Genomic DNA, 24,805 nt, shown 5'->3' with positions numbered 1-24,805 from the left:
TGCCCCTGCGTGGTTGCGACCCGCTGCGCATCGACAGAGTCGGCGGCGTAGTCGCCGCTGCGCCTCAACCCTCGCTCTCGCGCCATTTGCGGGTGGGGTCGTCATCCGGATCGAGCGTCTCCTGTGGGGGTCGCTCCGCTTCTGGAATGTGTCGCAGGTTAACCCGGATGCGGTACCAGACATACGCACTGCCGCGCATGCGGTCCAGCAGGATGTCGTCCTCGGCAAGCAGCGCCGCAGCTTGCGGATGACGCGCCTTCCAACGCTCCAGCCCTGCTTCCACCTCGGCGCGAACCTGACCCTGGCCGATGCTGATGAGCGGCATCTTCGATTGGCGGCGGCCGGTCGGCTTTGGCGGCGCGTTGCTGCCGTCCGCGCCTTCTGTGACGGCTTCTTCGCTCTCGCCGTTCGCTGTCTCTTCATCGGCAGAGGCCTTCTTCTTAGCTGCTTTCTTCGGGGCGGACTTCGCGCCGACGCTGCGCGCTTTGGAGGGCTGCACGCGCGCGGGCTCGCCCTCCATCTTCTTGAAGTGCGGCGGCCAGGGTGCGTCGCCAATACCGTTCGCTTCGTCGCGCTCGGCCATGGCGAGCAGCGGCTCCAACGATCCCGCGTGTTGGTTCATGGCCGCGTGCGGGTCGCTTTGCGACGCAAAGCGCTCCGGAACGGTGAACACCGTGAACGCGGCGGGGTCGCAGGTCATCACCTCGTCCCAGTGCAGCGGGGTCGACACTCGCGCGTCTGGCAGCGGCCTCACCGAATACGCCGAGCATGTGGTGCGGTCCTTGGCATTCTGGTTGTAGTCCAGGAAGACGCCGTGGCGTTCTTCCTTCCACCATTTGCTGCTGGCGATCTCCGGTGCGCGGCGCTCCACCTCGCGTGCCACCGCAAGGGCGGCGCGGCGCACCTCGGTGAAGCCCCAGCGAGGCTCGATGCGCACATTCACGTGCATGCCGCGCGATCCGCTGGTCTTGGGCCAGGCGCGCAGGCCGGCCTCGTCCATCACCGACTTCACGACCCTGGCGACGGATCGCACCGCGTTCCAGCCCACGCCTGGGCCGGGGTCCAGGTCGATGCGGAGCTCGTCGGGGTGGTCCAGGTCGGCCACGCGCACCGGGTGCGGGTGCAGTTCGATGCAGCCAAGATTGACCGCCCAGGCCAGCGCGGCGGCATTGTCGATCACGACCTCGTCCGCGGTACGGCCTGACGGGAAATGCAGGGTCACAGTCCGCACGTACGGCGGCAGGTTGTCGGGCGCGCGCTTCTGGTAGAACGGCTCCTCGTGCGCCCCGTTGACGAAGCGCTTCAGCACAAATGGCCGCTCAAACACGCCGCCGAGTGCGCCTGATCCAGCCCCACCCGCAACGCTCAGGTAGAACTCGACGAGTTGCAACTTGGAGAGTTGCGCCTCGCGCGAAAAGTACGGCTTTCCCGGGTTGGTGATCCGAACCTCATGCCCCGCAATGGACAGAACCGCTGCGTCATCCGCCTTCGCCATAGGCAGACAGGGTACACGGTCGCGCGAACCAACAGCCGATGCGGCTACACCGGATCGGCGGCTTTTAAGGTGGACTTAGCCCTTGCGCGGGGACTCGCCGGCTGCCACACCCTGGAACGGCAGAAAGACGCGGAAGACCGTGCCCTGGAACCTGCCCTCGGTGCAGCTTCGCACCTGAATGTGGCCGTGGTGCCGTTGCACGATCTCACTGCTGATCCAAAGGCCGAGGCCGGTGCCCTGGTTTCCCTTGGTGCTGAAGAACGGTCGATAGATCTCGTTCAGGTCCTTCCCGGGAATGCCTCCGCCCTGATCCGCCACCGTCAGCACGACGCCCGGTGTTCCCTCGTGGGTGGTTTCCGCAGTGCGCACGAACAGTCGTCCGCCGCCCCGGTTCTTCATCGCATCCACTGAGTTGCGCACCAGGTTGTGAACCACCTGCCGGATCTCGCTTTCCATGCAGACGATGTGGCGATGCGACTGCGCGCGGCGTTCTACAGTCACATTCGCCGCCTGGATGCGCGCCTTCGACAGGTCCAGCGTCACGTCCACCAGCTCCTGCAGCAGAACGGCCTGCGGATGTGTGCTTTGCCGTGTGAAGCGAAGCGACTGCGCGGTGATCAGGTTGATCCGGCGAAGTTCGCTATCCACCTGATTCAGGTAGCGCTTTGATTCGTCCAGGCTGTCGCTGCGCTCGGCCAGGTAGACCAGGTTGGTCACACTCTCCAGCGGATTGTTGATCTCGTGCGCAATGGACGCGGCAAGCCGGCCAGCCACGGCCAGCTTCTCACTTTCGCGCAGGGCCGCTTCGAACTCCACGCGCGCAGTCACATCCGTCTGGATGCCGACGAAATGAGTCACCTTGCCTTCGCGATCGCGGATGGGCGACAAGGACAGCTCATTCCAGAATGGCGTGCCGTCCTTGCGGAAGTTGCGCAGGACGACCTTGGTTTCCCGCTGTTCCGCGATGGCCTCACGCACCAGCACCAGGCCCGGCTGATTCCGCTCATCGCCCTGCAGGAAGCGGCAGTTCTTGCCAATGGACTCTTCCAGGCTGTACCCGGTCAGCACCTCAAACGACGGGTTGACGTAAGTGAGTGGGAGATCGGGATCAGTGGCGCTGGACACGCTGATGCCGCTGGTGACGGAGTGAAACACCTGGCGGTGCAGCTTCAACTCGTCCATTGCATTCTCAAATCGCTGCGCAAAGGCACGGTGGGCGTACACGGCCACGCTCAACTGTGCAGCGATCTGTGCGGGCGGCTGCGGCAGAATCATCACGCCGTCGTACGGCGCGGGCGTGTCCTGTTCCACAATGCCGTCTGCCTTGGGCACGATGGCGATGATCGCCGGCCGGTATGGGTCGTCAGCCTTTCGGTTGCGCTGCATTTCGCGCATCAGCCGCGAGGCGACCTCCGTTTCCGCCAGGATCAACTCGACCCGAGTCTCTTCCATGCTGGCAAACGTGTGAGACGGATCCAAGACAAGAGGAGTAAACCCAATGTGTATCACCGCTGCATCGAGCACGCGGGTATGAATGGGATCGGCGGTGGCGATCCCAATTGCTGCTGCCAATCTGCACCTGCCTTCACGCCTCCGATCATCCAATCGGATCCATTTGCTGCGGCCGCTCTCCTACGCCGCGGCTGCTAGCATTCGCTCAGATATGGTGCCACGAGCGAACGGCGTGCCAGTAAACATAGATCGTCTTTCGGGCGCCGAGTTGACCCAACTCGTTCCAATTTCAACGTGGCGTTTACGTCTTTTTCATGTCATCGCACACAGACGCCTTTCCAATTCGTTTCGTGCACTTCGACTGGCGAACCAACACCGTGCGCCGCTCTCTATAGAAGAACCGCTGGTCGTGGCACTGAACCATCCGTCCTGGTGGGATCCTTTGGTTGGCTTTGCACTCAGCCGGTGGCTGCTGCCGGGGCGCCGCTTCTATGCGCCGATCGACGCAGAGGCGTTGCAGCGCTACGGCATCTTTCGCCGGCTGGGTTTGTTTCCGGTGGCCATGCATTCCGCGCGTGGCGCGGCGCAGTTTCTGCGCGCCGGGGGCGAGGTGCTGGACCGCGGATACATTCTGGCGGTAACACCGCAGGGCCACTTCACCGACGTGCGTGAGCGCCCGGTCGTCTTCCGGCCCGGTCTCGCATCGTTGCTGCACCGCAGATCCGCGCAGGGCAAGCGCACCACGGTGCTGCCGCTGGCACTGGAATACACGTTCTGGGATCAGCGGCTGCCGGAGGCGCTGGTGAACTGCGGTACGCCGCTTTCGTTCGGGAGCGCGCCGGAGGGGATTGCTGGTCCATCGCAGCGCGATATTCACACGGCGCTGGAGCGTGCCATGGAGCAGACGCAGGACGAGCTCCGGGCCCTGGCGATGCGGCGCGATCCCGCCGCGTTCCGGTCCTTGCTGGAGGGCAGGCGAGGAAGCGCAGGCTGGTATGGCTGGATTGAGCGCTTGCGGTCCGTGGCGAAGGGACGCCGCGGGCGGGGCGACCACACGGCCAGCGCGATCGCTGCGGCAAACACCCACACGGCGCCGCCGAAACCTTGACGCGCCTGACGCTCGGCGCGTGTCCAATACATCTGAATGCTGCTTGCCCTCTCGCTCTTGTGTTCGGGATGCGCCGCCCTTCCGGCGGTGCTGACTATTGTGAACCTGCGCGAGTACCAGCCCCCTCCGCCGGTACCGAAGGGCGGGAAGAGGCGGGCGGTTGCTGTCTGCATTCCGGCCCGCAATGAGGAAGGCGGCATCGCGGCGTGTGTGGAGTCCGTTCTGCGATCGGAGTTGGTTTTGCTCGAGGTTGTGGTGGCGGACGATCACTCCACCGATCGGACCGCCGCCATCGTGCAAGCGATATCGCAGCGGGACAGCCGCGTGCGACTGCTGGAAGCACCCACGCTGCCGGCCGGATGGAATGGAAAGCAGCATGCCTGCTGGATTGCCGCGCAGAACGTGCTCAACGGGGCCGCAATAGAGACGGCAAACGGAGGCTCGAGGGCGGAGGTGCCCGATGCGCCGCTGCTCTGCTTCCTGGACGCGGATGTACGGCTGGAGCCGGCGGCGCTGGACCGCATGGCGGCCCTGCTGCATGACACGGGGGCAGCGCTGGTAAGTGGATTCCCCCAGGAGGAAACCGGCATGCCGATGGAGTGGCTGCTGCTGCCGCTGATCCACTTTGTTCTGCTCGGCTATCTTCCACTGTGGCTGCTCCGGCTCTACAACTCGCCGGGGTTTGCGGCGGGGTGCGGGCAGTTTCTGCTGGTGGAACCGGAAAGCTATGTACGCAGTGGCGGGCACAGCGCGATCCGCCACACCATGCATGACGGCCTGCTGCTGCCGCGCCTCTTGCGGCAACACGGCTACGGGACACGGCTGGCCGACCTGACCGGCCTGGCGCGATGCCGCATGTATCACTCCGCCGCGGCAACGTGGCGAGGCCTGGCCAAAAACGCGACGGAAGGCATGGCGGCACCCGCTGCGATTCTGCCGTTCACTTTTCTGCTCGGCTTTGGAGCGGTGCTGCCGGTTCCGCTGCTGATCGTGGCACTCACGGCTAAGACGGCGTCGACCTCAGCCGTCCTGTTCGCCTGGGCGGCGGTGGTGCTCAGCTATCTACCGCGGCTGCTTGAGGTGCGCCGATTTCGCCAGCGTGGCGTGAGCGCGGCACTGCACCCCGTTGGGGTGGCCACATTGCTGGTGTTGCAGTGGTACGCGTTTGTTCGAAAGCTGATCGGCCGCCCGGCGGCGTGGAAGGACCGCGCCTACCAGGCGAACTGACCGCGCGACTGAGGCCCGGGTTATTCGTCTTCGCCAGCGGCCAACTGCGGCACGGAGCCGGCGAACTCTTCAAAGGCAAGCAGCGCGCCGTTGCCTTCGCTGGCGGGCAGCTCGGTGACGCCGCGCAGGGACCGAGAGATGGTGGTGGTCTTGCTGCGGATTTTGCCGAGCGTGGTCTGCACCGTGCCCACCTGCGTCTCTACCTTGCCGATCAGGTCGCCGAACTTGCCGAACTCGGTCTTGACCGCGCCCAGCACCTTTTCGATCTCGTGGCCTTTGCGCTCCATCGCAATGGTGTGGAAACCCATGCGGAAGCTGGTCAGAATCGCCATGAGCGTGGACGGCCCTGCGATCGTCACATTGCACTGATGTTGCAAATCCTGCTGCAGGCCGGGCCGGCGCATCACCTCGGCGTAGAGGCCCTCCGTCGGCAGAAACATGATGGCGTGCGGCAGCGTGACCGGTTCGTTGATGTACTTCTCACAAATGCGCTTGCCTTCGGCCCGGATTGAGCGCTCAAACGCCGCGCCCGCCTTCGCAATCTCCTCGGAGCCGCCGTGCTCGTAGGCGTCCTCCAGGCGCTCCCAATCTTCGCGCGGGAACTTGGAGTCGATGGGGAACAGGACGGTGTCGCCGTTGCCGTTGCCATTCGCGCCGCCGCGCGGCACTTTCAGCGCATACTCCACGCGCTCGCCGCTGTTCGGCTTCACCGCCACGTTCTTTTCGTACTGCTCGCGCGAGAACATCTGCTCCAACTGCTGTCCGAGCTGGAACTCGCCGACGATGCCGCGCGCCTTCACGTTGGTGAACACCTTCTTCAGGTCGCTCACGCCATTGGCAAACTCGCGCATCTCGCCCAGGCCTTTTTGCACCTCGCCAAGGTGAGTCGTTACTTGCCCGAAGCTGCTGGTCAGCCGCTCGTTCAGGGTGGACTGCAGCTTCTCATCCACGGTGGCGCGCATCTGGTCGAGCTTTTGCGCGTTGTCCTGGTTCAGCTTGTCCAAGCGCTGCTGCACTGCATCGCGGAGGCGCTCCTGATGCTGCCGCTGCTCTTCGCCCAGGCCGGCCAGTTTGCTCTGGACGCCCTCACGGAGGGCTTCGTGGCTCTGCAGATTTTTGGCGCCGAGCTCGATCAGCCTCGCCTGCACACTCTCACGCAGAGCGTCATGGCTCTGCTGATTTTTCGCGCCCAGGTCATTCAGCTTGCCATGCAGCACATCCTGCGCCGTGGTGTGCGCGGTTGCGGTGTCGCGGATGAACGCCTGCAGCCGTGTATCGATCTCGCGCAGGTTGGTGTGGACCTGCTCGCGGAGTCTGTCGGCACCGCTCGCGTTGTCGTGGCGGAAGCTGTTCAGCCCCTCGGCGAGTGCGGATCCGAGCGCCTCGATGCGCGCGTGCACCTCTTCGCGCAGGTGCCGCGCGGACTCTACCGCCGCTGCCTGGTTGCGTTGCGCCGTCTCCGCGTGCTCGCGCCGCAACTCTGCCAACGCGGCGCGATTCAGCTCGTCCGCTGACTGCATGCGGGCCTGCAGCGAAACGAATGCATCCGGCAGTTGCGACAGCCGCGGATCCAGCACCGGGGCGGCTGACTTGCGAGTGAACAGCAGCAGCGCCAGAACGATTCCGACAACCTGCAAGACGGCGATGAGCAACAGCATAGTTTCGCCTTCCCTTCACCCATGATGCTATCGCGTTCCGCTGTGCAACGGGGGCGCGAGCATGCTTGTTTGGAGCAACAAAGAGGCGCTCCGGAAGGAGCGCCTCTTTGACATTTTGGTCCCGCTTAGAAGGTGGTGCTGACCGACAGACGGAAGGTCTTGCGCGGTTCACGCAGGATGTAGTTCGCACCGTACAGTTGCAGCGCCTGCGCATAGGTGTATGCGCCCGCGCCCGTGTTCGGGAAGAAGGACCGGAAGGTGTTGTTCGGGTTCTTCGGATCGGTCTGCACGGCAAACTGCTGCGGCACCGTCTCATATAGACGCAGCGAGTTGTACGCGTAGAAGATGCGGAATGGAGCGTTGACGATCGGCAGGAGCACGCTGATTTCCGCGCCGTTGGACATGCGCGGGACGAAGTTGGTGCCGCCCACCGTCTTCAGCAGGAACGGGAAGCTGACCTGCTGACCGCCGGAGCACGCGCCGTTGGTGAACACGGGGCAGCCGTACAGCGGGCTGGTGATCTGCGACTGACCCAGCGGGCTCTGACGCAACTGGCTTTCACGCGCGTTGAACGTCATGTTGAAGTCGGTGAAGAACGAGAAGTTCACCTGCGACACGATCGGAATCGTGTACTGGATGTTGCCAGTGATCGAGGTGTCGCCGCCCACCTGGACCAGGCGGTAGATCGGCAGCGGAATCTGTACGTTGCCAAGCGCGGCGTTCGACGGGTCGCGTGGAACCGTGGAACCGTCCGGGTTGGTCAGGTTGAAGTTCACGCGGTTTGGAATGAAGGTGTAAGGCGACGCCGTGCGGATGTCGAAGCCGCGCAGTTCCTGTTCGCCGCCCGAGTAGAAGCGGTTGAACGGCGGAGCCACTTCGCCACCGAAGCCTTCTACGTGTGCCACCTGCGCACGCATGCCGAGCACGTTGTGCCCTTCCCGCGTAATGTGCAGGCCCTTGATCGGGTAGAACTGGCGGAAGCTGATCTGCGGCGAAATGTACTTCACGTTGCCGCCGGCGCCCGCAATCTGCAGAGCGGCGTTGAAGTCGCGGCCGGAGTGCGGACCCACGGCGCGATCCACTGACGAGAAGCTGAAGTTCGGCGTCAGAACGCTGGTCAGGATGCCATTCAACTGGTTGCCGCTGGACTGCAGGCCGCTGCGGAAAGCGAGCGTCTCAAATACGTTACGCGTGTTGTCGTTGAAGGTGCTGATGTTCTGCCGGGTGATGGCGTAGGACGCGCCGACGCGGGTCACACCCTTGTTGCGGAACAGGTGGCGCAGCGGCGACGACACAGACAGCGTGACGCCGGTCGTGGACGTGTTGTAGTTCGTCAGCAGCGACTGCTGTGCGTTCGACAGGTTCTGGCTGGCACCGGTCGTCGAGTAGCTCTTCGCCTGGTTGAAGTCGTACTTCTGCGCATACACCTGGATGCCGAGCGACACCGGCTTGTTGCGGAAGTAGGGCTCGGTGAAGCCGAAGGTCAGGTTGCGCGACAGGTTGCCGAGATTCGCGATGACGCTCAGCGTTTCGCCAAGGCCGAGGAAGTTGTTGGTCTCGTAGTTCAAGCCGATGAACGATCCCGACAGACCGCTTAAACCGCCGTTCAAACCGATGGAGTTCTTGCCCTTTTCCTTCAGCTTCAGAAGCAGGTCGACCGTGCCCTCGTCGGTGTTGGTGCGGGTTTCGGAATCCTGGTCCGCCTTCAGCGTTTCGAAGTAGTTCAACTGGTTCAGCCGCAGGATGGACAGTTCCCAGAGCTGGTTGTTGTACTTCTGCCCCTCTTCCAGCAGCAGTTCGCGGCGAATGACGCGATCGCGCGTGATGGTGTTGCCCGTAAACTCAATGCGGGACACAAAGAACTGCTTGCCCTGGTCGATGTCGATGTCCAGGTAGATCAGCTTTTTAGCTTCATCAAACCGTGGTACCGGCGTGGGCACCATGTTGATCCAGCCGTCAGAGCCGAAGGCCTTCCGCAGAGCTTCAAGTCCCTTGCCGAACTGCGACGCGTTGAACCACTCGCCGTCCTTGTTGGCAAATTGCGCACGCAGCGCCGCCGCCTGGAAGCGGGTCTTGTCATACCCGGTGAAGTTGATGCCGCCCAGCTTGTAGCGATCGCGCTCTTCGATCGGGATCCGGATGTCGATGCGCTTGCCGTGGGTAGGGTGCAGCGTGAACGGGTTGAAGCCCGTGACGTCGCGCACCTGGGTTGCAGGCTCGCCCGGCTGCATTTTGAAGTAGCCGCGGTCGCGGTAGGCGTAGTGAACGCGCTCGGTGTCCTCGTCCAGCTTGGTCGCGTCGAACGTGCGCGCAAACAGGTTTTCCAGGATGATCGAGTGCGGAATGCCGAGCGGCTTGGAGTTCTTCATCGCGCTGCGCAGCGTGCGCGACGAGATGGAGTGGTTGCCGTCGAAATCGATCTTGCCGACCTTGACCGTCGGACCTTCCTTGATGATGAAGGTCAGATTCACGCGCGCCGGCGGAATCGTCTTCACCTCAGTGGTGACGGTGGCGAACTGGTGCCCGTGCTCGGCAAGCAGACCGCGCAAAACTACTTCGGCACGCTTGATGCGGGTGGGGTCGTACTGCGACTCCACGCTGATGCCGACCTTGGCCTTCTTCAGTCGCTCCAGAGCATCGCTGACCGTGACGGCGTTCAGTCCCTTGTAGTTGATCTCGCCGATGGTGGGCTTTTCGCGCACATAGACGATCAACTGGGTACAGCCGGTGGCACCTTCGGACCGCTCGATACGAACGTCTTCAAAGTAGCCGGTGTTCCAAAGCTGGTTGAAGTCGCGCTCGACGGTAGCCGGGTCGTACTGGTCACCCTGGTGCGAGAACAGGCGCGCGATCACCGACTCTTTCGGAATGCGCCGATTGCCGATCACCTGGGGAGCGCACAGCGGTGCCGAGGCGGCAACGGGCGCCGCAGCGGGAGCGGGGCTTGCCTGCGCCTGGAGTCGCTCCGGACCAAAAAGGCCGGCCAGCAGCAGGGGAAGAACAGTGGCGGTCAGGCCGGCTGCGTTTCGCATGGATGAAGACGTGTGTCCGGGGATGAATCCGCCGCTTCGCTGCACACGCGAACCGGACGGCGATGCGCTAAGCGCACCCTGCTCTGATTGCTTGGAAGGGTAGAACCCCCTCGACTTCTCCGACAAGATACGCACATCCTCACTGCCGAGCCAGCGCGGAAACGCGGACCCTGAAACTACGCTCACTCGCCATGCATGGCAGACGGTATTGAACGTCCCAGAACGGTTCCGCGGCGGTGCTTCACCACACAGGGATTTCGTTCCGGTGCTGAGAAGACGATTGTATCCGACAGGGGAAAGCAGAGGCGAACGCGGAAAGTGCGTCCGAACCGCAGAAGAATCGTCTCTGCACCGATTTTGGGGCAGTAGCGACCCTGACCATGTACCATGCGCGGCTCATGTCGTCCGGTCGCGGTAAGCGTCCGCAGCCCGCGGTTCGGCACCTGCTGCATGCGGTGGGTGCAGCAAGCGGGATGTGCATCTGAGTACGGATGAGCACGCCCCGGAACTCCCTCGCCAACCTGTCCAAGCTGGAGCCGTATCAGGACGAGACGCTGCAAGTCGTCATTGAAACGCCCAAGGGCAGCCGCAACAAATACGCCTTTGACGGCGACCGGCTCTGCTTTCAGCTGAAGAAGACGCTGCCGGCCGGCATGGTGTTTCCGTATGACTTCGGCTTTGTGCCCAGCACGGAGGCCTCGGACGGTGACGAGCTTGACGTGCTGGTGCTGATGGATGAGCCTGCTTTTGTCGGCTGCGTTCTGGGAGTTCGCCTGATTGGCGTCATCACGGGCGAAGACCAGCTCCCAGAGGGCGAGACACAGCGCAACGACCGGCTGCTCGCCGTCGCCGAAGCCAGCGACCTGTACGCCGGGATCCAGCACGTGAACGATCTGCCCGAACCGCTGATGCGCCACATGGAGGAGTTCTTCCAGAACTACCCACGGGTGCTGAGCCAGAAAGAGTTCAAGCTGCTGGGCACCGAGGGCCCGGAAGTGGCGCAGAAGCTGATCGAGGAAGCTCGGGCGAACGTCAAGTAGCGCGCGGGCTCAATCAAACCTACGCAGAGGCCTGCGACTGCTTGAAATTGCGAACCCAAGCCTCCAGCGTGGCCTCTGGCGCTGGCATGGGTGCGGCAGCTTCTACCGGCTTGCGCTCTGCCAGTGCCGAACGCGACACCACAACAGGCGCCTTGGGCACGGCGGCGTCCAGCGGCCGTGGCGTGGCGGCTTGCTTGGGTCGTGGTCCGCGCTGGCCCGTTTTGATACCGCGGCGTGACACATGCCGCACGACGGAGACAGCTTCTGCGGTCTCCTGCTCTTCCTGCTGATCTTCCTGCTGCTCTTCGATTTCGATTTCCGGCTCCTCTGCCGCTGCTTCCAGCATTGGCGCAACCCGAGCTTCCATGACTACCAGGGACTGCAGAATCGTCCGGACTTGCCGGAGTCGAGAAATCTCCTCGTCGAGCATAACGACGATGGTGTTCTGTTCCATGCGCACATCATAAGGAAGCATCTCTGCGAGCGGCAACGCTGCATTCCGCCGCTCTCCGCTTGTCGCCGGTCCTCTGAGCGCCATACGATAGCCACGCGTCCCTTGCCGTTCCTTGCGACGCGCATCCAGCACAGCAGACCAGCGCGGACTTGCACCCGCACCCACTGCGAACCAACCTCTTCCGGAGCCGCCCCTGTGACGTTTCGCCCCTCTGCTCTCGCGCTTGCCGCTATTTCCATCGCCGCTCTTCCGTTGGCTGCGCAACAACGCCCCTGGCTGAATCCGCAACTGCCCGCAGCCGAGCGTGCCCACCTGCTGGTAGAGGCCATGACGGTGGATGAACGCGCGCAGCAGTTGCAGGACTATGCACCCGCGATCCCGCGGCTCGGCATTCCCGACTACCAGACGTGGAACGAAGCCCTGCACGGCGTAGCGCGAGCCGGCTACGCAACCGTGTTCCCGCAGGCCATCGGCATGGCGGCCACCTGGGACCCGTCGCTGATCCAGAAGGAAGGCGATGTTATCTCCACCGAGGCGCGCGGCAAGTTCAACGGCGCCGTGCGCGACGGCAACCGCCGCATGTTCTTCGGGCTCACCTTCTGGTCGCCCAACATTAATATCTTTCGCGACCCGCGCTGGGGCCGCGGCCAGGAGACTTACGGCGAAGACCCCTTTCTGACTGGGCAGATTGCCGGCGGCTTCATTCGCGGCGTGCAGGGACCTGACCCCGCGCACCCCAAAGCCGTGGCCACCAGCAAGCACTTCGCCGTACACAGCGGACCGGAGTCGCAGCGCCACAGCTTCAACGTGGACCCGTCCAGGCGCGACCTGGAGGAGACATACCTGCCGGCCTTCCGCTCCACCGTGGTCGAAGCGCACGTGAAGTCGCTGATGTGCGCCTACAACGCCATCGACGGCCACGCCGCCTGCGACAACACCATGCTGCTGAAGGACCACCTGCGCGACGCTTGGGGCTTCAAAGGCTTTGTCGTCAGCGACTGCGGCGCGATCGACGACGTGTTGAACGGCCATCACGACGCCAAGGACATTGTGCACGCCTCGGCGATTTCGCTGGCGGCGGGCACCGACCTGTCGTGCTCGGTGCGCTCGCCAGAGTTCAACCAGCTTGCCAAGGCCGTGCAGCAGAACCTGATCACGGAACAGCAATTGAACCAGGCAGCCGAACGGCTCTACACCGCACGCTTTGAGCTGGGGCTGTACGACGGCGGGAAGAACCCGCTGGACCAGATCTCGCCTGATGTTGCCGGAGACGCGCAGAACGGTGAGATGGCCGAGAAGGTAGCAGAGGCCTCGCTGGTGCTGCTGGAGAACAAGAACAACGCCCTGCCGCTAACGGGCAAGGCGAAGTCGATCGCGGTGGTCGGACCAACGGCCGACCTGCTGGTTGCGCTGGAAGGCAACTACAACGGCCAGGCGCGCCAGTATGTTTCGCCGCTGGATGGCATGCAGAAGCTGCCAGGCAAGACCGTGCACTACGCGCAGGGTTCAACGCTGGCGGATGGCGTGGTCGTGCCGGTGCCGCGCACGGCGATGCCCGGCGGTCTGCAGATGCAGGTGTTCGCCTCAACCGATTGGACTGGACAGCCCGCTTCGACCACCACGGTTCCGAACATCCAGAACGACTGGGATTACGTGCCGATGGTTCCGGGATCGAAGTCGCCTGACTACTCCGTGCGCTGGTCCGGCAAGCTGCAGATGCCCGCGGCCGGCACGTACAAGCTGACCATCGACGGTCCGTCGAGCTTCCCGCACTCGCCCAAGGAGACCTACCGCTTCCTGCTGGACGGCAAGGTGGTGAGCGAGGGCAGCCTGCGCAAGCCGCGCAACGCGGCCTACAAGATGCCCGAAGGCGTGCCGAACACCGCGCCCGAGCCGATGGAGGAGCCGAACCCGGCCAAGTTCAGCATCACGGTGAACGACGGCAAGCCTCACGACCTGGTCGTGGAATACAGCCACTCCGCCGACCCTTCCGGTGGCGGCATCGTGCTGAGCTGGGAGCCGCCCACGCAGCCGCTGCTGGATGAGGCCGTGGCCGCGGCAAAGCAATCCGACGTGGTGGTCGCCTTCACCGGACTGTCGCCGGAGCTTGAGGGCGAGGAGATGCCGGTGCACGTGGAGGGCTTCAGCGGCGGCGATCGCACCAGCATCGACCTGCCCAAGGCACAGGAGCGCTTGCTGGAAGCGGTAGCCGCGACCGGCAAGCCGGTCATCGTCGTGAACCTGAGTGGCAGCGCCATCGCCCTGACCTGCGCCAAGCAGCACGCTGCCGCCGTGGTTCAGGCGTGGTACCCCGGCCAGGCCGGCGGCACCGCGATTGCGCGCGTCCTTTCGGGACAGGCCAGCCCCGCCGGCCGTCTGCCCGTCACGTTCTACGCCTCCACCGGCGATCTGCCGGCTTTTACGGACTACTCCATGAAGAACCGCACCTATCGGTACTACACCGGGACGCCGCTGTGGGGCTTCGGCTATGGGCAGAGCTACACCACGTTCCAGTACGGCACGCCGAAGTTGAGCGATGCGACGCTGGCCGCGGGCAAGCCGCTGACCGTAACGGTCCCGGTAAAGAACACCGGCAGGATGGCGTCAGACGAGGTTGTGGAGGCCTACCTGAAAACGCCGCAGCCGGACGGCCCGGCGCGTTCGCTGGTCGGCTTCAACCGCGTACACCTGAACCCAGGCGAGAGCCGCGACGTGACTCTGACCATTGGCGAGCGGTCACTATCGAGCGTGACTGACGCGGGCGACCACGTGATCCTGCCCGGCCACTATGAACTGAGTGTCGGATCGACCCAACCCGGGCCGGGATCGAACGCTGTTACGGCCAGCTTCGACGTGCAGGGAACCACCACTCTTCCCAAGTAAGGCGGAGCAGCGGACCAGGATTGGGTCGCGAGTCCTGGGTGCCGGAGAAGTCCTCCGCCACCCAGGACTTGCATCGCCGGGCTAGCTCGCGCTTGAGCGCTATGCCTGGATGACCGGCGTGGTCTCAGCCGCGGCGAAGCTGCGGAACATCGCGACGACCCGGTCCGCTGCATCCGGCGCGTAAAACATCCCGGTGTTCTGCATGGTGTCGGCCGTCATCTCTCGCATTCGGGCAAACATCTCGGCCTGGTAGGCGGCGATCGCGTCGGCCGTCGAACTCTCGCTCAGCAGAAGCCTCGACAGCACCAGTGCATCGAGCATCGCCATGTTGACGCCTTCGCCGGCGTAGGGCGGCATCACATGCGCCGCGTCTCCGATCAGCGTCACGTTGGGCTTCGGCTCCCAATGCTGATTCGGCGGGCAGACCAGCAGCGGTCGCCAGACCATCGACGCAGCCTGAGCGAACAGCGGTTCCCACAGATCGCTCCAGCCCTGGAAGTTGGCATGGAACCACCGGACGCGCTCCTCCGGTCCGGTCGCCTGGTCGAGGCTCTCTCGCGGGCCGTCGTCGTCCGACTTCAACCCGGCGTAGACCAGGATGCTGCCGTCGGGCTTGGTGCCCATGCCGATCGTTCGTTCGCCACCCAGAGCGATGAGTGCCGACCCGCCCAGCAGGTTCCACAACCTGGGGACGGTTTGCTCGCCGTCAGGAACCAGCGCCTCCACCAGCGCCACTCCCACATACTTCGGCCGAATGGGAGTGACCAGATCGCGCAGGCGGGAGTTTGCGCCGTCGCACCCAATAGCGATGTCGGCCAGAACGGTTTTCCCGCCGGCGAAGCGCAGCAACACCTTCTCGCCTGCCATCTCTGCCGATTGCAGCTTGCAGTCCCAATGCACGGTCCCGGGCTCGAGCGAATCCAGCAGAATGTCGCGCAGCGGTCCTCGCTCAATTTCCGGCCGCTTGCCCGCGCCGGACATGCGGCGAACGTGGTCGTGCAGGATCGTTCCGGTCGCGTCCGTAAGGCGAAGCCGGTCCAGGTCGGGTCGGTGATTGGCCCAGAAGGCATCGATCAGGCCTGCCTCTTCCAGAGCGGCCAGCCCGGAGTGTTCGTGGAGGTCCAAAGCGCTGCCCTGGACGCGCGCGTCGCGGCTCTTGTCGCGCTCATACACCTGGACCGTCGCACCGGCCTGCTGCAGCAATCGGGCCAGCGTCAGCCCGCCCGGGCCACCGCCAACGATCGCGATCTTATTTTGTTTCAACGAACTCATCGTGCCACTCGCGGATCTGGTCTGGATGCGGAGGCGCAGCACCGCTTGCCGGCAGCACAGCCGTTTTATGGATGTTTTCCTGGTTCGGTGCGACTCTTTACGCCACGTATCTTTTGCGGCTTCGGCCTGCGATTGTTACCGGTCCATCACCAGGCCGTCCGCCACCCACTTGCGGATGGCCGCCACCTGCGCGGCGCTCAGCCGGTCGCCCTTGGGCGGCATGCGCATGGGATCGTCCGCGGCCAGCTTTGGATCGAGCACGTGCAGCAGCAGGCTGTCTTCGGGCCGGCCGATGATCACCGCTGGGCCATCTTTGCCGCCCTGCAGCAGGTTGGCGCGCGTGCTCATGTTGAAGCCGCCGCGCCGGTTCATGCCGCCGTGGCATCGCAGGCAGTTGGCCTGCAATGTGGGCAGCACCTCCCTGCGGTAGAACTGCAGCCGAGCGGCCTGCTGTGGGTTCGTGCTGGCCGCCGCTGCCGGCGAGGCCGCGGTCGGGCTTGCGGCTCCACCACTGCAGCCGGAGAGCGGAAGCACGGCCGCGGCCACCGCAAGATGAGCCAGCGCTAACCCGAAGTGGCGAAGGACGTGCACGGTAGTTGGACGGGACAAGGGCAAGGATTTAGACCAGGTTCTAGGCAAAGGGACAGAGGGCATGGCGACTGCCGCAACTGCAGCGACAACCCCGTGTCTATTTTCGCAAGGCGGCTCGCGTGGCATGGACGCGAGTCGCCCTGCTCTTTCCGTCCGGTGGAATCGGTGCCCGGCGCTGGCCGCCAGGGAACGTCACGTCTGGGCCTGGTAGAGCATCGCGCGCCTTGGCACGTCCGAACCAGCCGTGCGTCCTTACCCAATTGTTCCGGCACGTACCACGTTCGCCACTTTCGGCGGCGCCGGGACAGCTCTAGTCTGAGGAGGCTCTGATGTTTGATTCTCCGCGGCCGGTCCGATCTATGGCTGCCGCACCGACCGACTTCGGTTCGCCCCTCAACCGTTCGGCTGCCGCTCGGCTGCTCCGGACGCCATCGCAGGCATCTGCTCCGCCCGCGCTGCCAAAGCGAGGTGCGCTGCTGTCCCTTGCGCTGGCTGCCGTTGCTCTCTCCGCGGCCGCTCTGCCCGCGTCGGCTCTTCCGTCCGGGCATGCGGCCCGACACGCCGGCTCCGCACCCGCGGCGCACGCTTCCAGCCACGCCGTCTCACGGCAAGCCGTTGCGCCGGTTGCCCACTCGCGGCAAAGCTCTGCACCGCATGGCAAAGCCACGGTGCTGGCCGCGGCCCAGCATGGCCGACACGCACAGACTGAGGCAGCAGAAGTCTCCGTGCACAGCCGCTCCAAAGCTGGAGCCCGCGAAACCGCACACGCCGCCAGCCGCACCGTGCCCGCCCATGCGCTGACCCGCAAAGAACGGGAGCAACAGGCCGCCGAGCAGCGCGAAGAGGCCTTGGCCGAACTGCGCGAGCGCGCTGCCCGTCACACTACTTCACGCGGCACCCGAAGCTCCGCAACGCTGCGGCAGACAGCCCGTCTTGAGGTTCCGCGCGAAGTTCTGCGCCCGGGTAGCCGGACCGCTGATGCCGACGCCGCCCCCGATTCCCGGGTTCAGGACCGGGTTCACGCCTGGTATCGCGCCCGCCATCCGCAGACCACGGACGCCGACGAACGTGGCTCTGCGGCGCAGCCGACTGAGCCCCGGACTGTCGCGAGCGCGTCCGCAACGCCGGCCAAACTGGACCTCTCGACCACGCCGCGCAAGGCAACCGCCGACGACTTTGCCCGCGCCGCTGCCGCCCAGCGCGAAACCATTGCCGCGGCCCGCGAGCAGCAGGCCCACCAGACCACGGCCGACGATGACAATGCCGACGCCGAAAGCCGTATTCCCAGCACAGCACCCACCGAGCGCGAACCAGCGCCCTTCGTTCACGGCAGCTTCGGCGAGTCCCCCGCGCCTGCGGATGACGCTCCCGCGAATCACGCGCAACGCCAGACCGCCGCGCCCATTGTGCGGCAGGCGGCCAGCGCGGTCGCACCAGGCGTGACGCTCGCACCGCCGCAGCATGTTGACCTGAAGCATCGCGGCGACGGCCTGAGCACTGCCCTTGCCGCAGATGCCGCGGCGCAGGCCGGCAGCACCGATTCCGCGGCACAACGGCAGATCCCGGTGGCCACTGCGGCGGACAGCTCGCCGCGTGCTATCCGCGCCCTGGCGCAGCAGACCGCAAGCTCGCCCACCCCCGTGCTCAAGCTGCCCGCACCGCCCAGTGGAGCGCTGCGCAAGGAGCTGCCGGCCGTGGCCGCGGTGGAGAGTGGTGCCCGGCGCAAGGAGCTGGACCCGGCAGTCGTTTCCGGCATGGCGGAACAGACCTTCGATGATGGCGGCTCGTCGCCCGCGACGGCACGCACCGCCGTGGCCCTGGCCGCTCCCAGTGCCGTTGCCGGCCTGGTGCCTAACCGCACCCACGCCCTGTCAGACGATGCCGACAGCGCGCCCACCGCTCTGGTCCACGTCAACCTGTTCGATCCGCAAGGCCACCTGATCCTGGTGCCGCCGATGAAGGGGTCGCACGAGATCCTCGTCCACCAGAACCAGATGGCCGTGACCGATGGCCTGGACCGCATCCGGGACGATGGCGACCTGCTCGACCTGCGGCAGCGCAAGCTGCTGGTGGCGCTGCCCGACGAGGACAGCACCTACCCGGACGATCGCCTGCCCGCGAACCGGCGCTACGCCCGGCCGTGGACCGTGCGCTTCCTGCGCGACCTGGCGAAGGCGCACTACGCTCGCTTTGGAACGCCGCTGATCGTGACCAGCGCCGCCCGCACGGTGGAGTTCCAGCGCCGGCTGGTGCGCGTCAACGGGAACGCCGCGCCGCCCACGGGCGATGTTGCCTCGCCGCACCTGTACGGCCAAGCCATCGACATCGGCAAGGGCCACATGAGCCTGACCGAGCTGACGTGGATGCGCGCCTACCTAACCCCGGTGGAGAACGACGGCAAGATCGATGTGGAAGAGGAGTTCCAGCAAAGCTGCTTCCACATCAGCGTGTACCGGCGCTATCTTGGGCTGCCCTCGCAACGTCGCTCGGCGCCCGTGCCTGACGCCTCCGCAACCCTGTTGACCGCAAAGAATCAGCCCGCGCCGCAAGAAAGCAAGCCCTCTGAGAAGAAGCACCGCCGCATCAGCACGGCTCTGCTCGCGACCGGTCTCCGCTAGAAATCACAAGGGATCACACAATAAGGAGGCACAGCGATCGCTGTGCCTCCTTATTGTTCCTCGGGCAGGCGATCCTGGCAGGCTTAGGGCCGCCTCGCGTTACCGCGGCGAGTGCGCCTTGATGTAGTTGCGCAACTGCAGGTTGATGTCCAGTGCCTTCTGTGTGCCGCTCTCGAGCATGCGCAACCAGTCGCTGGCCGGCGACTGCAGGTCGGCCGTGCTCAGCAGGTAGCCGGTCTGCACCACGATCTCAAGCGCATTGCTCAGATCGTGAGCCAATTTGCGGATCTCCAGGGCCAGGTCTTCCGGTAAAACGTTGGCACTGACAGAAGTAGCGGGCTTGCTCATGGCGGCAGAGAACTCCTGCAAAGGGAAGAGAATGGTGGGTCAGATGCGCGGCACTCCGCAGGGTGTTGCGCCGAGGCGCGCAAAGAGTTCATCGGTTTGACACGCCGGAACTTCCGTTGCGATACTGAACAGGCTGCAAGCGATGGACTAGCGCCTCGCTCCGTGCCGAAATGGCGGAATTGGCAGACGCGCATGGTTCAGGTCCATGTACTCGCAAGGGTGTGGAGGTTCGAGTCCTCTTTTCGGCACCAAGACTCTTAAAACGCGATGCTTCGGCATCGCGTTTGTCTTTTGCCGGCAAATCGTGAGCAGCGCATCACCCACCCGGATGTACGCCGGCACACCCAAAGTTGGAGTGCAACGTAGGCAGACCGGCCCAGGGCACCGCGGCGGCCATGCACTACCCTGAATAAGGATGTCCGTTACGACCGCAAGCCCGACTCACCTGGACCGCATCGTTGCGCAGACCCGGCTGGACCTGGCCGAGCGCATGGCCGCGACCGATCGTGCTGCGCTTGAGCGCGCCGCCGCCGACCACCAGCCTCGCGGCTTGGCGGCAGCCCTGCGCCGCGCTGCACAGACCCGCCCCGCGGTGATCGCGGAACTCAAGAAGGCATCGCCGTCCAAGGGCCTGATCCGCCCCGAGTTCGACCCCGCCGCGCTGGCCGCTACGCTGGAGCAGGCCGGCGCAGCCGCACTGTCTGTACTAACCGACGAGCCGTTCTTTCAAGGCAGCCTCCGTAACCTTCTCATTGCATCGCAGACCGTAACGATTCCTTGCCTGCGCAAGGACTTTATGGTCGATCCGTTCCAGGTGATTGAGGCGCGCGCCAACGGCGCCGATGCCATCCTGCTGATCGTCGCCGCCCTGACCGACGCGGAACTGCGGACCCTGCGCGATGCTGCCCGCGACGCCGAGCTCGACGTGCTCTGCGAGGTCCACTCGCCCGAAGAAATCGGGCGGGCGCTGCCTCTGGAGTGCGAACTGTACGGCGTGAACACCCGCGACCTGCGCACCTTTAACGTGGACAGCGAAGCCGCGCTGACGATGGCACGGATGCTGCCGTCAGACGCGATCCGCGTCGGCGAGAGCGGCATCCGCACCGCGGACGACATTGCCCGCATGACCTCCGCGGGCTTCAACGCATTCCTCATCGGCGAGACCGTGATGCGCGCCCCTGACCCGGGTGCCGCGCTGGCGGACCTGCTGAAACCCCAAGGCTCTGAAGTCAGCGTTCGCTGATTCGCTTACCCGCTCAAGGCTTTTCGTATGTGGATCAAAATCTGCGGCAACACGAATCTGGACGACTGCCTCTTGGCCGCGGAGTTGGGCGCGGACGCAGTCGGCTTTATCTTTGCCCACGGCAAACGCCTGGTGACCGCCGAGCGCGTGGCCGCGATCACGTCGCAACTGCCGGGCCTGGAGAAGATCGGCGTCTTCACCACCCTGGACTACGACACCATCGTGCGCACGGTGGAGGAGGCCGGTCTAACCGGTGTGCAGATGCACGGCGGCCCGGACTACACCCTGAGCGAACGGCTGCGCGCCTACTTCGGCGACGCCGAGCGCTGCAGCGTGATCCAGGTGCTGCCGTGGTGGACCGACCGCACGGCCGACCAGCAACGTTCCCAGTTCACCGCCGCTGCGCGCGAAGTCGCGGAAGACGGAAGCGCCGATGCGATGCTGATCGACTCCCGCACCGCGCAACAGACTGGCGGCACCGGCATTGCGCTGGATTGGGCCGCCGCGCACGCCGCGTTGCGGGGCTTGAACTACCGGGTGATCGCCGCGGGTGGCCTGCACGCCGGCAACGTGGCCGATGCGATTGAGATGATGCAGCCGTGGGGCGTCGACATCTCCAGCGGCGTGGAAACCGGCACTCCGGGCCGCAAGGACCCTGCGCGGCTGCAGGCGTTCATCGAAGCCGCCCGCAACGCAGCCGCGCGTCCGTTAGCATCAGCAGACATCCGGTAAGGTATGCGACTTCTTCTCTTCCTCGCGCGCGCGTTCATTCAGGTCTTCGGCATCACGCAGCCCACGCGCGAGCAGGAGCGCCGCGCCGCCTGGTTCATCGGCATCCTCAGCTTTGGGATCATCGCGGCGGTGATCACCGCATTCGTCTCGTTCGCGATGCATCGCTAGCGAAAAGCGACCGTCTCGCCTGGCCGATTCCGCGTTCGCGTTGGGCTGAATACACTTGTCCTGAAGCATGGCCGACAACTTCGCCCAGACTCTGAAGCAGCAGACCGACATCGTCAAGGTGATTGGCGACTACGTGAAGCTGCGCAAGGCCGGCGCGCAGAATTGGAATGGCCTGTGCCCGTTCCACAAGGAGAAGTCGCCGTCGTTCAGCGTGAATGCCACGCACGGCTACTTCTACTGCTTCGGCTGCCACGCCAAGGGTGATGTCTTCACCTTCATTCAGAAGCTGGAGAACGTCACCTTTCCCGAAGCCGTCCGCACGGTTGCCGGCAAGATGGGCATCCCCATGCCCAAGCGCGAGTTCGCCAGCCCCGAGGAGGCGCGCGAGGCCGGTCTGCGCAAGCAGTTGCTGGACCTGCATGAAGCCGCGACGCAGTACTTTGAGCAGGCGCTGCAACAGCCCGAGGCGGCACGCGCACGCGAGTACCTGACCAGTCGCGACGTCTCACCGGAGATGCAGAAGCAGTTCCGCATCGGCTACGCGCCCGACGACTTCAACGCGATGCGCGACGCGATGGCGCGGCACTTCCCTGAGGAAGCGCTGCGGTTGAGCGGCCTGTTCAGCAGCAAGGAGCAGAGCGATGATAGCCGCCCCGTTGGTCCCATGTACGCCCGCTTCCGCAAGCGCATCACCTTCCCCATTGCGAATGAGCAGGGCCGCACCATCGCCTTTACCGCGCGCGCGCTGGACAGCGACGAGAAGAGTGGGCCGAAGTACCTGAACTCGCCGGAGACCGCGCTTTATAGCAAAGGCAGCGTCCTGTTCAACCTGCACCGCGCCAAGCAGCCCATGCGCGACCAGAACTACGGCCTCTTGGTGGAAGGCCAGATGGATTGCCTGCGAGTGTTTTCCGCCGGCATTCAGCCCGTGATCGCGACCAGCGGCACCGCGTTTACCGAGCACCAGGTGCGCCTCTTGAGCCGCTTCACCAAGCGTGTCATCGTCAACTTCGACCCGGACACTGCGGGCGCCAACGCCGCCGAAAAGTCGCTGGCGCTGCTGACGGAGGAAGGCTTCGAGGTCCGCATCGTCACGCTGGAAGGCGGCCTCGATCCCGACGGCTTCATCCGCCAGCACGGCGTGGCCATGTACGCCGAGGCGCTGCGCACCGCCAAGCCGCACGCCGACTACCTGATCGAACGCGCACGCGCGCTGTTCCCGCAGCGCACCGCCGACGCCAAGGTGAAGGCGATCAACTTCCTCTTGCCGCACATCCGGCGCCTGCCCAGCGAGATCGCGCGCCTGGACTTCGCCGCCGACGCCGCGCAGAAACTCGGCGTGGACGCCAGCCTGATGCGCAAAGAGCTGCAGCAGGCCGCGACGCAGCGGCTGGGCAGCATCAAGCAATCCGTCGCGGCAGAGATGAGCGAGACGGAGAAGATCCTGCTGCGAGCGCTGACCCTTGCGCCTGAGCAGAAGGCTCGCCGCCGCGCCGCGCAGGAGCTGGCCGCGCATCCCGAGTGGCTGGAGGGCATGGCCGCCGCCGATCTGCTGGAGGCGCTCGCGCAGGCTCCGCTGGACGAGCCGGTGGACGCGATGGCCGTGGCGCCCGACGACCGGTCGCGCGAGATGCTGGCACGCGTTCTGGCGGAGGAACTGCCCGTCGACCCGGAGGTGCTTGCCGCCGACATCGCCAACGTCTTGCACGCCCTGGAACGTCGCCGACTGGAGAGCCGCATGCGCGAACTGCGCGGCATGAGTGCCGAAGCCGAGCGTCGCGGCGACGATACGATGCGCCGCCAGCTTGGCGCGGAGATCATGGACGTCCATCGCAAGCTACGTACGTTGTAAGTCGAAGTGAGCGGGCCACTGGACGAAGTCGTTAGGCAATCGTTACAGTGACGCACATGCGCTCCCTGGTCCGCCTCGCCCTGTTCGCCCTTGCACCCGCACTGCACACCGCCATGTTGTCCGCGCAAACTGCTCCGCAGCGGCCGCCCATCACCGGCATCGCTTTCGTGGAGTTTGCGGTGAGTGACGAGGCCGCCGCCGAGGCGTTCTATGGCAAGGAGCTAGGCTTCGCAAAGCAGACCCTGCCCGGCTCGCAGCAGGACACGGTCTACCCCGTGAATCGCGGCCAATGGATCGAGACCGCGAGCGGACCGTTCCACGCCGATGCTCCGAGCGGCCGGCTGCTGGCCGTGGGCCTTCGCACCACCAGTGTGCCCGCCATGCAGGCTTACCTGAAGGCCAAGGGGATTACGCCGGTCGGTCCGGTCAGCGCAGGCCGACTTGCCGTGCACGATCCTGAGGGCAACACCGTCGTCTTCGTCGATCGCCGCACGCCCACACCCAAGGTACCCGCGCACGATAACGGCGTCTCGCACCGCATCATCCATGCCGGCTTTGTAGTGGGAAGTGGCGACAAGGAAAACACGTTCTACCGCGACGTGCTCGGGTTCAAGCCCTACTGGCACGGCGGCATGCACGATGGCGTGACCGACTTCATCTCGCAACAGGTGCCGAACGGCACGGACTGGATCGAGTTCATGCTGAACGTGAAGCCGGATGCGAGCGCCGAACAGCGTGGCGTGTCGAATCACTTCTCGCTGGGCGTGCGCAAGATGGACACGGCGATTGCGCAGTTCAAGGCCAACGGCTGCGACACGCACAACTGCACCACCAGCCAGATGGGCCGCGACGGCAAGGTGCAACTGAACGTGTTCGACCCGGACCACTCGCGCGTCGAGTTGATGGAGTACGAGCCCAGCGGCACAGTTTGCTGCTCGCCGTTTGTCGGCAAGATGCCGAGCGAGAACGACCCGCAGTAGCGCTGCGCTTTGCTGAAGCCACTGGCTACACTGGTGCCATGGCAAACGCGAGCAAAGCCGAGTTGTGGCTCATCCGTCATGGTGAAACCGAGTGGTCGAAGAGCGGCGCGCACACCAGCTACACCGATCTGCCGCTGACCGATCATGGCCGCGAGCAAGCCGCTGCGCTCGAGCCTGTGCTGGCCAAGGTGCAGTTTGACCTGGTGCTGACCAGTCCGCGCCAGCGCGCACAGGAGACCGCGAAGCTGGCCGGCGTACACGCCGCCGCGCAGATTGAGCCGAATCTGCAGGAGTGGAATTACGGCGAGTTCGAAGGCAAATCCACGCCAGAGATTCGCGAACAGATTCCCGACTGGAACGTGTGGCGCAGCCCAATCACGGGCGGCGAATCGCTGCAGGAAGTAAGTGCCCGCGCGCAAGCTGTGATTGACCGCTGCCTGCAGCACGGAGGCCGCTGCGCCCTCTTCGCGCATGCCCACTTCTTCCGCATCCTGGCTGGCGTATGGATCGGACCGGGCCCGGCGCAGGGCGGCGAGATGGGCGAACATCTAGCACTCTCCACGGCGAGCATCAGCGTGCTCGGATGGGAGCGCGACACCCGCGTGATCAGCCGATGGAACGAACTGCCGCCACTCGTAAAGAGCTAGCAACG

The 24,805-nt window shown here is 64.9% G+C and carries 19 protein-coding genes and 1 tRNA gene; 12 read left to right on the top strand and 8 right to left on the bottom strand.

Translation table 11 applies throughout. From position 1 onward, the window contains the following. Positions 1-64 precede the first annotated feature (64 nt). Positions 65-1,495 (bottom strand): DNA polymerase domain-containing protein, encoded by a 1,431-nt coding sequence (locus OHL12_RS13375; RefSeq protein WP_263414314.1) that lies wholly within the window; start codon positions 1,493-1,495, stop codon positions 65-67. A 75-nt stretch (positions 1,496-1,570) separates the two neighbouring features. After that, entirely contained in the window at positions 1,571-3,067 is a 1,497-nt protein-coding gene (locus OHL12_RS13370) for a two-component system sensor histidine kinase NtrB (RefSeq protein WP_263414313.1), read from the bottom strand. Here OHL12_RS13370 and OHL12_RS13365 point away from each other — a divergent pair. Both OHL12_RS13365 and OHL12_RS13360 read left to right on the top strand, forming a co-directional pair. After that, entirely contained in the window at positions 3,030-4,055 is a 1,026-nt protein-coding gene (locus tag OHL12_RS13365) for a lysophospholipid acyltransferase family protein (RefSeq protein ID WP_399261726.1), read from the top strand. The genes OHL12_RS13370 and OHL12_RS13365 overlap by 38 nt on opposite strands. Positions 4,056-4,091: 36 nt before the next feature. Further along, positions 4,092-5,282 carry a glycosyltransferase family 2 protein gene (locus tag OHL12_RS13360; RefSeq protein ID WP_263414312.1) on the top strand — a complete coding sequence of 397 codons (1,191 nt, stop codon included), beginning with the start codon at positions 4,092-4,094 and terminating at the stop codon, positions 5,280-5,282. A gap of 20 nt (positions 5,283-5,302) precedes the next feature. Here the strand turns inward: OHL12_RS13360 and rmuC are convergent, their stop codons facing one another. Together rmuC and bamA are read right to left on the bottom strand one after the other, a co-directional pair. Beyond that, complete coding sequence (gene rmuC, locus OHL12_RS13355; RefSeq protein ID WP_263414311.1) at positions 5,303-6,940, bottom strand: DNA recombination protein RmuC; 1,638 nt, start codon at positions 6,938-6,940, stop codon at positions 5,303-5,305. Positions 6,941-7,065: 125 nt separating this feature from the next. Next, positions 7,066-9,972: an outer membrane protein assembly factor BamA gene (gene bamA, locus OHL12_RS13350; protein ID WP_263414310.1), complete on the bottom strand. Its 2,907-nt coding sequence runs from the start codon at positions 9,970-9,972 to the stop codon at positions 7,066-7,068. A gap of 491 nt (positions 9,973-10,463) precedes the next feature. Here bamA and OHL12_RS13345 point away from each other — a divergent pair, with 491 nt between their 5' ends. Next, positions 10,464-11,012, top strand: a complete 549-nt coding sequence (locus tag OHL12_RS13345) for an inorganic diphosphatase (RefSeq protein ID WP_263414309.1) — start codon at positions 10,464-10,466, stop codon at positions 11,010-11,012. A 19-nt stretch (positions 11,013-11,031) separates the two neighbouring features. Here the strand turns inward: OHL12_RS13345 and OHL12_RS13340 are convergent, their stop codons facing one another. Then, a complete protein-coding gene (locus OHL12_RS13340; RefSeq protein WP_263414308.1) occupies positions 11,032-11,466 on the bottom strand; it encodes a hypothetical protein in 435 nt (144 codons plus the stop codon). Between the two features lie 195 nt (positions 11,467-11,661). Between OHL12_RS13340 and OHL12_RS13335 the strand changes: the two genes are divergently transcribed. Continuing rightward, a complete protein-coding gene (locus OHL12_RS13335) occupies positions 11,662-14,349 on the top strand; it encodes a glycoside hydrolase family 3 C-terminal domain-containing protein (protein ID WP_263414307.1) in 2,688 nt (895 codons plus the stop codon). 99 nt (positions 14,350-14,448) lie between these two features. Here the strand turns inward: OHL12_RS13335 and OHL12_RS13330 are convergent, their stop codons facing one another. Both OHL12_RS13330 and OHL12_RS13325 read right to left on the bottom strand, forming a co-directional pair. Continuing rightward, a complete protein-coding gene (locus tag OHL12_RS13330; protein WP_263414306.1) occupies positions 14,449-15,621 on the bottom strand; it encodes an FAD-dependent oxidoreductase in 1,173 nt (390 codons plus the stop codon). A gap of 135 nt (positions 15,622-15,756) precedes the next feature. Further along, positions 15,757-16,236, bottom strand: a complete 480-nt coding sequence (locus OHL12_RS13325; protein WP_263414305.1) for a c-type cytochrome domain-containing protein — start codon at positions 16,234-16,236, stop codon at positions 15,757-15,759. Positions 16,237-16,541: 305 nt separating this feature from the next. On the opposite strand from OHL12_RS13325, the gene OHL12_RS13320 reads away from it, so the two are divergent. After that, the gene (locus OHL12_RS13320) at positions 16,542-18,830 is read left to right on the top strand and encodes a DUF5715 family protein (protein ID WP_263414304.1); all 2,289 of its coding nucleotides are present in this window, start codon (positions 16,542-16,544) and stop codon (positions 18,828-18,830) included. Between the two features lie 99 nt (positions 18,831-18,929). Here OHL12_RS13320 and OHL12_RS13315 read toward each other — a convergent pair whose 3' ends face one another. Continuing rightward, positions 18,930-19,178, bottom strand: a complete 249-nt coding sequence (locus tag OHL12_RS13315) for a hypothetical protein (RefSeq protein ID WP_263414303.1) — start codon at positions 19,176-19,178, stop codon at positions 18,930-18,932. 164 nt (positions 19,179-19,342) lie between these two features. On the opposite strand from OHL12_RS13315, the gene OHL12_RS13310 reads away from it, so the two are divergent. From OHL12_RS13310 to OHL12_RS13280, 7 genes are all read left to right on the top strand, one after another. Beyond that, positions 19,343-19,429 (top strand) — tRNA-Leu (locus OHL12_RS13310). Positions 19,430-19,593: 164 nt separating this feature from the next. Beyond that, positions 19,594-20,421: an indole-3-glycerol phosphate synthase TrpC gene (gene trpC, locus OHL12_RS13305; protein WP_263414302.1), complete on the top strand. Its 828-nt coding sequence runs from the start codon at positions 19,594-19,596 to the stop codon at positions 20,419-20,421. Between the two features lie 27 nt (positions 20,422-20,448). After that, the gene (locus OHL12_RS13300; RefSeq protein WP_263414301.1) at positions 20,449-21,153 is read left to right on the top strand and encodes a phosphoribosylanthranilate isomerase; all 705 of its coding nucleotides are present in this window, start codon (positions 20,449-20,451) and stop codon (positions 21,151-21,153) included. Positions 21,154-21,156: 3 nt separating this feature from the next. Next, positions 21,157-21,321: a hypothetical protein gene (locus OHL12_RS13295; RefSeq protein ID WP_263414300.1), complete on the top strand. Its 165-nt coding sequence runs from the start codon at positions 21,157-21,159 to the stop codon at positions 21,319-21,321. 67 nt (positions 21,322-21,388) lie between these two features. Beyond that, positions 21,389-23,173 carry a DNA primase gene (gene dnaG, locus OHL12_RS13290; RefSeq protein ID WP_263414299.1) on the top strand — a complete coding sequence of 595 codons (1,785 nt, stop codon included), beginning with the start codon at positions 21,389-21,391 and terminating at the stop codon, positions 23,171-23,173. Positions 23,174-23,229: 56 nt separating this feature from the next. Next, positions 23,230-24,153, top strand: a complete 924-nt coding sequence (locus OHL12_RS13285; protein WP_263414298.1) for a VOC family protein — start codon at positions 23,230-23,232, stop codon at positions 24,151-24,153. A gap of 38 nt (positions 24,154-24,191) precedes the next feature. Further along, positions 24,192-24,800: a histidine phosphatase family protein gene (locus OHL12_RS13280; protein ID WP_263414297.1), complete on the top strand. Its 609-nt coding sequence runs from the start codon at positions 24,192-24,194 to the stop codon at positions 24,798-24,800. Positions 24,801-24,805 lie beyond the last annotated feature (5 nt).

It is taken from the genome of Terriglobus aquaticus (assembly GCF_025685415.1).
Lineage (GTDB): Bacteria > Acidobacteriota > Terriglobia > Terriglobales > Acidobacteriaceae > Terriglobus > Terriglobus aquaticus.
The sequence above is the reverse complement of the archived record's forward strand: the minus strand, read 5'-3'. Positions and strand labels throughout refer to the sequence as shown.